The organism is Clostridium sp., assembly GCF_016650095.1.
GTDB lineage: Bacteria > Bacillota > Clostridia > Clostridiales > Clostridiaceae > Clostridium_AD.
In genome coordinates this window covers 1-9279 of sequence record NZ_JAENWL010000116.1, presented here as the reverse complement: position 1 = coordinate 9279, position 9279 = coordinate 1, and the positions used below count along the sequence as shown (strand labels likewise).

Here is a 9279-nt window from a genome sequence, read left to right as displayed (position 1 = left end):
TTGTGGGGCTAAATCCGATATTCTTTCAAACGCAGTACCCAAGTGATGTTTACGCAGGATATATTTTTGGAGGAGTGTGGCTTACTATAAATATTATTTTATTGGAAGTTTATCGTATATTACCTAAAATACAAGGTAATAGTGACATTCCTAAGTAGGAGAATATATGCAACTTAAATAACATAAGGGGATAACTGAGGAAATAGTGTATATTACTATAAGAGAAAGTGGGTTTTATATTATGGTCATTTTAGTCTTTTTAACAGTAATTTCCCCCTATACAACAATAGTACCTGCAATATATATGACATATATGGTGTTGTTTAGAAAAGTGAGAATATACAAAAATTATTGGAATATAGGACTTTGCTTACTCTTTATTTGGTCATTGATAGTGGGGGCTATAAATTATAGTTTTGCTTCAATTGCCCTATCATTTGTTCTATTTATATATTTATGTATTAGCGTTTTTTTACAAAATTATTGCGAAAATGAAAATAAGGTAGAAAAGATATGCATATACTTAGTGCGTTTTTCGTTATTATCAGCAATTTTAGGGATTATCGAGAAAGTTATTAATGTATATTTTAATTATAATATTTGGGCGAAATTTCTTAAAATTACTTCCCAGCAAGTATTTAATGATAGAATATATAGTACATTTGGAAATCCAAATGTAGCAGGTAATTGGTTTGCCATAATGATTCTTATAGGGCTTTATTTCTGTAGCACTACATTTAAAACTACAAAATTATTCTATCAAACAGCAACGGTTTGCTTTGTTATTGCATTGTATTTAACGGCTTCGCGTGGTGCTTTTATTGGTCTATTATTTGGACTTTTTATCTTTTATATTCTTAAAGGTAATAAGAAAGATATGTGGATGTTTATAGCAATATTTATACTTACAGCAGTAATTACGCTTATGCCATCACACATGTTAGAAATTGTAATTGGCCATAATCTTGATGGCTCATTTGCTAGTCGTCTTGGAATATGGAATGGTTGTTTAAAAATGATAAAGCTTAAGCCTTTTACAGGGTGGGGTATTATGGGAATAACCGAGCATGGGGCAGAGTTCATGAAAGGTTACTATTATGCAACATTATACCATGGTCATAATATCTGGATTACTATAATGACTACACTTGGAGCTGTTGGGCTCTCCATATATGCTTATATGAAAATTAATTTGTTTAGAAATTTAAAGACTCTTCATGTACAAAATTGTAGATTAGTTCCAATGATTGCAGGTATTCAAGCTGTAATAATAGGACATGGATTGGTTGATTTTACAATGATTGAACCACAAACTGGATTATTATTTATAGCTAGTTCATCGATAGTAAGTGCGCTTGTAAAACAATATAATAAGTCCAAGTAAATAAGAAAATGATATATGAAGAAATTTGACAGGGTAGTTGTTAATAATATATACTTTTTATAATCAATCATTGCATTTAAGGAAAAAGTATTTCCAAGAGAAATATTGGAAGCAATTACAACTTTGTTAGGTATTTCACTTTTATTTATATAAGAAAGAAAAAATAAGGAGGTTATTATATGTCAGATAAGAAAGATAAACTGGTAGTAGTTTGGACAAGTGGCGATCGTGAAGTTGCTCTGAAAATGGTATTTATGTATACCATTAATGCAAAACTTAGAGGTTGGTGGAAGGATGTAACCTTGATAATATGGGGACCATCCAGTAAACTCCTGAGTGAAGATAAAGACGTGCAAGATTACATTGGTTCAATAAAAGATTCAGGAGTGGAGCTACTAGCGTGTAAAGCTTGTACAGACGATTATGGAGTTACAGAAGTTTTAGAGAAAATGGGAATAGAAGTAATATACATGGGTGAACCTTTGACTTCTTATTTAAAGGATGATATTAAAATAATAACATTCTAAAGATATTATAATGAAAATGCAGTATATAAGAAATTTGTTATAAAAACAGAATCAACTTTGATTCTGTTTTATTGTCGTCTTGCCATTTAAAGGTGACCCACAAATACTTATCATACTTTTGTGGTAATTTGATAACCACCTCTTTGGGTCTATTTCTTCTTAACCAAATTTAAGAGTTTTTTAATCTGTTTTTAATCTTACAAATATATAATATCAAACAGAGGGAAATATATAGAAGCAACCTATAACGGAAAGGGGAAAAACATGGATATTTTAATTAACTTTATAAATGGAATAATGCATATCGATAAGTATTTAGCTATACTAATACAACAGTATGGGGTATTAACTTACGCTATTCTGTTTTTAATTATATTTATTGAAACAGGCTTGGTTGTTATGCCATTTTTGCCAGGTGACTCAATGTTATTTGCAGCAGGAGCACTAGCAGGAATTGGATCAATGAATATATTCACTCTTTTAGTAGTAGTATATTTTGCAGCAGTGCTCGGAGATACTACTAATTATCATATTGGCAAAAATATTGGTAGAAAAATATTAGAAAAAGAAGAAGTAAGATTTATTAACAAAGAGCATTTAAAAAAAGCTCAAAAGTTCTATGAAAAACATGGCTCAATGGCAATAATTATAGGAAGATTTATTCCTATAATTAGGACCTTCGTACCTTTTGTAGCTGGAATTGGAGAAATGAATTACTCAAAATTTATTCCTTATAATATGCTTGGTGGGGGATTATGGGTAAGTTTATTTTTAGGTGGGGGTTATTTTTTCGGCAATCTATCTTTTATAAAAAATCATTTTTCTTATATGTTAATAGCTATAATAATTAGTTCACTATTGCCGGTAGTTATAGTGTTTATAAAAGAAAAGAGAAAAAAAGGTGAAAATGATATCCATAATACAGAGGATTGATTGTTTTATAAGAGAAGGATGCTTTAATTGGCATCCTTCTCTTATATTAACCTTTTCTATTAATAGCACTAAATAAAGCATTTAGTGAAGCTGTATCAATATTTGCAGAAATACCAACTCCAAAATAAATTTTACCCTTGTATTCTATTTGTATATAAGTAGCAGCTTTTGCTTGAGATCCACTTCCTAGAGCATGTTCATCATAAGATATAAAGCTATAACCATTAATATTTGCGGCAAGTAACGCATTAAAAAAGGCATCTACTGGACCATTTCCCACTCCAGAAATAGTTCTTTCTTTCCCGCGTACTGAGATTAATGCTTGTATGTTAACTATGTTTTCATCTGTTTCAACATTTTGTACTGATTGGATACTATAATTTTTTAATGAATTTGGGGTTTTTATATTTACATATTCATTTTTAAATAAGTCATAAATTTGATTTGCAGAAAGTTCTGTGCCAAGTAAATCCGATTGATTTTTTACGAGTTTACCAAAATTACTTTGCATAGCTTTTGGCAAAATATAACCAAATTCATTTTCCATTATAAATGCAGCACCACCTTTACCGGACTGACTGTTAATACGAATAATTTCTTCATACTCCCGTCCAACATCGTGGGGGTCAATTGGAAGATAAGGAACTTCCCAAAAATCATTATTATCATCAGTACGAGCTTTAAGACCTTTTTTGATTGCATCTTGGTGTGAACCGGAAAAGGCAGTGTATACTAGTTCACCAGCATAAGGATGACGTTCATGTACCTTCATTCTAGTGCAGACTTCATATACTCCTACAGTTTCATAAAGATTTGAAAAATCCAATTTAGGGTTTATTGCTTGAGTATACATGTTTAAAGCCATTGTCATAATATCAAGATTTCCAGTTCGCTCGCCATTGCCAAATAAAGTACCTTCAACTCTGTCAGCTCCTGCAAGAAGTCCAAGCTCAGACGCCGCAGTACTAGTACCTCTGTCGTTATGAGTGTGGAGACTAATTATAACACTTTCCCTATTCTTAATGCTTCTGCAAAACCATTCAATTTGATCTGCATAAATATTTGGAGTAGCCATTTCAACTGTTGATGGTAAATTTAATATAGCCTTTTTTGATGGAGTTGGTTTTAAGATTTCTAATACGGCTTCGCAAATCTCTAAGGAATATTCAAGCTCAGTTCCAGTAAAGCTCTCAGGGGAATATTCAAAAGAAAAATCTGTTTCAGGATATTTATCCTTATATTCCATTAGAAGCTTTGCACCAGTAACTGCGATATCAATGATTTCTTGTTTGCTTTTGTTAAAAACGACCTTTCTTTGTAAAATTGAGGTTGAATTATAAAGGTGGACAATAGCTTTTTTTGCTCCCTTAAGACCTTCAAAGGTTTTTTTGATTAAATGCTCTCTTGATTGAGTTAAAACTTGAACTGTTACATCTTCAGGTATAAGGTCTTCCTCAATTAATTTTCTTAAAAATTCATATTCTGTGTTTGAGGCAGAAGGGAAACCTACTTCTATTTCTTTAAAGCCAATATCAACAAGTAATTTAAATAGCTTAACTTTTTCTTCAACATTCATAGGAATTGGAAGAGATTGATTACCATCTCTTAAATCAACACTGCACCAAATTGGTGCTTTTTCTATTTGTTTATTAGGCCACTGACGATTTTTAAGGTTTATACTACCATATGCTTTATATTTTTTATATGACATTTAAAACACTCCTTTAAAATTATTAGGAATAAATACAAAGAAACTTCACCTCAATCAAGAGGCGAAGTTTCTTCGCGGTACCACTCTAGTTAGTTTTATAGCTAAAACTCACTCAATATCCTGTTAACGCGAGGACTCACGATCCACCTTACTTAGGTTCAGGCGATAGCTCACACGGTGAGTTCAAAATCTTGAAATTACCGATTCACAGCTACCTCGGCTCTCTGAGAATTTCTTAAGACTTCTACTACTCCTGTTCATAGCATTTATTAATTAATTTATTTCCAAATGTGATGATTATATTATTTAATTTCTTTTGCAATAAGGTCTGACATTTCAACAGTTCCAACTGATTTCATGCCAGTTTGCATGATGTCGATGGTTCTGTATCCTTTATCTAAAACTTTTGAAACTGCATTTTCAACATCCTTTGCAGCTTCTTCCATATTGAAGCTATATCTAAGCATCATCGCTACGCTCATTATAGTTGCAATTGGATTAGCGATGTCACGGCCTGCGATATCTGGCGCTGAACCGTGTATTGGTTCATATATGCCAAGAGTCCCGTTACCTAAACTAGCTGACGGAAGCATTCCAAGTGATCCAGTAAGCATTGAAGCTTCATCACTTAGGATATCACCAAACATATTTTCAGTTAGAATTGTATCAAATTGTGATGGGTTTTTTATAAGTTGCATTGCGCAACTATCAACTAATTGTACTTCAAGAGTTACGTCTGGATAATCTGCTGCCATTTTTGTAACAACTTCTCTCCAAAGTCTTGAGCTCTCAAGCACGTTAGCTTTATCAACTAATGTAAGTTTTTTAGTTCTTTTCCTTGCAGTTTCATAACCAACACGAGCGATTCTTTCGATTTCATAAGTCGAATAAGCCATTGTGTCCCATGCCTTTTGTCCACCGCCATCCAGGTCGATTCTGGCTCTTTCGCCAAAATATATTCCACCTGTCAATTCTCTAACAACCATAATATCAAGGTCATCTCCTAGGATTTCTGGTTTAAGAGCTGAAGCATCCTTTAACTGTGGGAAAAGAATAGCAGGTCGCAAATTTGCAAAAACTTGAAGTTCGCGTCTGATTCCAAGTAAACCAGTTTCTGGTCTTAAATGGCCTGGAGATTTATCCCATTTAGGGCCGCCAACAGCACCAAGTAAAACCGCATCACTATTTTTACAAGTATCTATAGTTTCCTTTGGAAGTGGAAATCCTGTTTCGTCTATAGCTATTCCACCCATCAAAACATAAGTATATTCAAAGGGGAAATTGTATTTTTTAGATATTGCATCTAATACTTTAATTGCACCAAGAACAATTTCTGGGCCAACTCCATCTCCTTTAATAACAGCTATTTTTTTCATTCAGCGTCAGTCCTTTCTTTAAGATAATTAAGAAGACCTTCAGCGCTTATAATATCTTGCATAAATGCTGGAAAAGGTATTGCCTGATAAGTTTTTTCTTTTGTGTTGTTTGTGATAACTCCAGTAGTGACATCTACGGATACATCATTTCCTTCTTCAATGTCTATGGCAGCTTCAGTGCATTCTAAAATAGGTAACCCTATGTTAATTGAATTTCTGTAGAATATTCTTGCAAAAGTTTCAGCAATTATGCAACTTATTCCTGCAGTCTTTATAGCAAGAGGTGCATGTTCTCTTGAGGACCCACACCCAAAGTTTTTACCAGCAACCATTATGTCGCCATTCTTAACTTTTCGTATAAAATCCTTATCGATATCTTCCATACAATGTGATGCAAGCTCGAATGCGTCTGAAGTATTAAGATATCTAGCAGGTATTATAACGTCAGTATCTACATTGTTACCATATTTTATAACTTTTCCTTTAAACATTATAGTACCTCCTCTGGTGAAGAAATTTTTCCTGTTATAGCTGAGGCTGCAGCAATTGCTGGGCTGCAAAGATATACTTCACTTTGAGGATGACCCATTCTGCCAACAAAATTTCTGTTTGTAGTAGACAAGGCCCGCTCGCCCTTTGCAAGTACTCCCATGTATCCGCCAAGACAAGGTCCACAAGTTGGAGTACTTACAGCAATTCCAGCTTCTATAAATATTTCAATTAAACCTTCTCTAAGTGCTTGAAGATAAATCGTTTGAGTAGCCGGGAAGATTAATGTTCTTATTTTGGGATTAACTTTTTTACCTTTGAATATGCTAGCAGCCATTCTAAGATCTTCTATTCTTCCGTTAGTACAAGAGCCAATAACTACTTGATCAATCTTAATATCTCCAACTTCATCTATAGTTCTAGTATTGTCTGGAAGGTGAGGGAAGGCGATTGTTGGTCTTATAGTACTTAAATCAATTTCTATTACTCTTGAATATTCGGCATCTGTGTCAGCGCTAAACACTATAGGAGTTTTAGTTGAATGTTCTTTTACATATCCTAAAGTTTTATCATCAACTTCAAAAATTCCGTTCTTAGCACCTGCTTCAATAGCCATATTAGATATCGTAAATCTGTCATCCATAGATAAATTATGCAGACCCTCTCCTGTATATTCCATTGATTGATACAGCGCGCCATCTACTCCAATCATTCCTATGATGTGAAGAATTACGTCTTTACCACAAACCCATTTTTGCATTTTGCCAGTTAAAACGAATTTTATTGCCTCTGGAATTTTAAACCAACATTTTCCACTTGCCATTCCTGCTGCCATATCAGTTGATCCAACTCCAGTTGAGAAAGCACCTAAAGCACCATAAGTACAAGTGTGAGAATCAGCACCTATTACAACATCGCCAGTTACTACGAGTCCCTTTTCTGGTAATAGAGCATGTTCTATTCCCATTTGTCCTACTTCGAAATAGTTTTCAATTCCTTTTTCATATACAAATTCACGCGTACATTTACATTGCTCGGCAGATTTAATATCTTTGTTTGGTGCAAAATGATCTGGAACAATAGCAATTTTCTTCTTATCAAAAACTTTATCAACACCCATTTTGTTGAACTCATTTATAGCTACGGGTGTTGTTATATCATTACCTAAAACTAAGTCAAGATTTGCCATAATTAATTGGCCTACTTTTACCTCTCTTAAACCAGCGTGTGACGCTAGTATTTTTTGTGTCATCGTCATTCCCATATTAGTTATAATCCCCCTTTTAAAAGTTGTGAAACACTCTATTGAGTTTATAGAAGCTATCTGACTGGCTTCTATTTTGAAGTTTTTTTATTGCCCTTAAATAATACTTTATTTTTTGTCTTTATAACAACTTACTAAAAAAAGGGTACAAAAAAAACAAACTTCCTCACTTGGGGCGAAGAGTTTGTCGCGGTACCACCCATATTTATAACTTAATTAAAGATAACGGCATTCACCGGTAAAACTTACTAATAAGCTCACTATTAAGTACAACTTAGTTTAAGTCCACAACTCGAGGGTAAGTTTCAACATCTAATTATTTAGGGTTCGCAGCTTTATCCCTTCTCTGGAAAACATCCTGATGCCTAATTGTCCCTGTCAAAGTCTTTATTATATTATTTGTCATTCTATCAATCAATTTACTGTTTGTCAATAGAAATATTTAAAATTACAAATGAAGTTTTGCGGAAGGGCAGATAATTCTGATGGAATAATATTTTTCTAAAATATGGTTTGAATTACTAATAAATGGTTTTAAGTGCTATAATATATAATGATGAATAATTCTTTTATAATAATTTTAACTTAAAATATACGAGGGGGGTAGTTATTATGAGTTTAATGATTTTGGCTCCGATTTGCTCTATATTAGCACTTGCATTTGCTGGATATCTTGCAAAAAAAGTATTAAAAGAAGATGAGGGAACAGAGCAGATGAAAAAGATTGCTGAAGCAATTCAAAAGGGTGCAGATGCATATCTAAAAAGGCAATATACAGGAGTGGTTCTTTTCTTTGTAGCTATGTTTGTAATACTTGGAATACTTGTAGCATTTGGGTTTCTTACTCCATTTGTACCTTTTGCATTCATAAGTGGAGGGTTCTTTTCAGGTCTCTCAGGATTTATAGGAATGAAAATTGCTACACAAGCAAATGTTAGAACTACGCATGCAGCTGGAAAAAGCCTTAACAGTGCTTTAAATGTTGCCTTTTCTAGTGGTGCAGTAATGGGACTTACAGTTGTAGGTCTTGGACTCCTTGATATTAGCATATGGTATTATTTATTGAACTTTTTTTATAGAAATTTAGAACCAGCTCTAAGAATTCAAAATATAACTAGTGCAATGATAACCTTTGGAATGGGTGCTAGCTCCATGGCATTATTTGCACGGGTTGGTGGAGGTATATTTACTAAAGCTGCAGATGTAGGTGCAGATCTTGTTGGGAAGCTTGAAGCTGGAATTCCAGAAGATGATCCAAGAAATCCTGCAGTAATAGCTGATAACGTTGGAGATAATGTCGGGGATGTAGCTGGTATGGGTGCGGATTTATACGAATCCTATGTTGGGTCAATAGTATCTACAGCTGCTCTTGCTGTAGCGGCAGGACTTGGAGTTTCTGGTGTGGCAATTCCTATGACTATAGCGTCGATTGGCGTAGTAGCATCTATTATTGGAACCTTCTTTGTTAAATCAGGGGAGAAAGCTGAGCAAAAGGGCCTTTTAGCGGCTCTCCGGCGTGGTGTTTACGCTAGTTCTGCAATAATTGCAATACTTTCCTTCTTTCTAGTTTGGAATGTACTCGGATGGGAGCGTAT

At 33.8% G+C, this 9279-nt stretch carries 8 protein-coding genes and 2 other annotated features; of the genes, 4 read left to right on the top strand and 4 right to left on the bottom strand.

Translation table 11 applies throughout. The features are described 5' to 3' along the window. The first annotated feature begins 526 nt into the window (after nt 1-526). The 3 genes from JJE11_RS08760 (at nt 527) to JJE11_RS08750 (ending at nt 2844) form a co-directional block, all read left to right on the top strand. Nucleotides 527-1384: an O-antigen ligase gene (locus tag JJE11_RS08760; protein WP_291634639.1), complete on the top strand. Its 858-nt coding sequence runs from the start codon at nt 527-529 to the stop codon at nt 1382-1384. A gap of 179 nt (nt 1385-1563) precedes the next feature. Next, on the top strand, nt 1564-1911 hold the full coding sequence (locus tag JJE11_RS08755; protein WP_291634637.1) for a DsrE family protein: 348 nt from the start codon (nt 1564-1566) through the stop codon (nt 1909-1911). 264 nt (nt 1912-2175) lie between these two features. Next, nucleotides 2176-2844, top strand: a complete 669-nt coding sequence (locus JJE11_RS08750; protein WP_291634636.1) for a VTT domain-containing protein — start codon at nt 2176-2178, stop codon at nt 2842-2844. Between the two features lie 46 nt (nt 2845-2890). Here the strand turns inward: JJE11_RS08750 and leuA are convergent, their stop codons facing one another. From leuA to leuC, 4 genes are all read right to left on the bottom strand, one after another. Continuing rightward, on the bottom strand, nt 2891-4555 hold the full coding sequence (gene leuA, locus JJE11_RS08745; protein WP_291634635.1) for a 2-isopropylmalate synthase: 1665 nt from the start codon (nt 4553-4555) through the stop codon (nt 2891-2893). 54 nt (nt 4556-4609) lie between these two features. Next, nucleotides 4610-4825: a binding site (T-box leader), on the bottom strand. 32 nt (nt 4826-4857) lie between these two features. Further along, entirely contained in the window at nt 4858-5931 is a 1074-nt protein-coding gene (gene leuB, locus JJE11_RS08740) for a 3-isopropylmalate dehydrogenase (protein ID WP_291634633.1), read from the bottom strand. Beyond that, the gene (gene leuD, locus JJE11_RS08735) at nt 5928-6422 is read right to left on the bottom strand and encodes a 3-isopropylmalate dehydratase small subunit (RefSeq protein WP_291634631.1); all 495 of its coding nucleotides are present in this window, start codon (nt 6420-6422) and stop codon (nt 5928-5930) included. Before leuD ends, leuB begins: the two co-directional genes overlap by 4 nt. After that, nucleotides 6422-7684: a 3-isopropylmalate dehydratase large subunit gene (gene leuC, locus JJE11_RS08730; RefSeq protein WP_291634629.1), complete on the bottom strand. Its 1263-nt coding sequence runs from the start codon at nt 7682-7684 to the stop codon at nt 6422-6424. Before leuC ends, leuD begins: the two co-directional genes overlap by 1 nt. A 168-nt stretch (nt 7685-7852) precedes the next feature. Continuing rightward, nucleotides 7853-8075 (bottom strand) — a binding site (T-box leader). Between the two features lie 221 nt (nt 8076-8296). Between leuC and JJE11_RS08725 the strand changes: the two genes are divergently transcribed. Further along, a partial coding sequence (locus tag JJE11_RS08725) for a sodium/proton-translocating pyrophosphatase (protein WP_291634627.1) occupies nt 8297-9279 on the top strand: 983 nt, incomplete at its 3' end.